The organism is Streptococcus pseudopneumoniae (genome assembly GCF_001074975.1).
GTDB lineage: Bacteria > Bacillota > Bacilli > Lactobacillales > Streptococcaceae > Streptococcus > Streptococcus pseudopneumoniae_D.
The window spans coordinates 1-328 of the sequence record NZ_JUUO01000082.1; the positions used below are offsets into that span (position 1 = coordinate 1).

General features: G+C 37.2%; 1 pseudogene. It reads left to right on the forward strand.

The features are described from left to right. Positions 1–328, forward strand: a pseudogene (locus ADI86_RS11035) (transposase); the annotation flags it as partial.

A 328-nucleotide genomic window follows, 5' to 3' on the forward strand; every position in this document is an offset into this window, starting at 1 on the left:
AGGTAAAGTATCTGGAAGAAGATATCAGAGGATTTCTTTGGTTGCAGGGCTAACAAATGGTGAGTTAATCGCTCCAATGACTTACGAAGAGACAATGACGAGCGACTTTTTTGAAACTTGATTTCAGAAGTTTCTCTTGCTAACATTAAATACACCCTCAGTTATTATTATGGATAATGCAAGATTCCATAGAATGGGTAAGCTAGAGCTCTTATGTGAAGAATTTGGACATAAACTTTTACTCCTTCCTCCCTACTCACCTGACTACAATCCTATTGAGAAAACATGGGCTCATATCAAAAAGCACCTCAAAAAGGTATTACCAAGT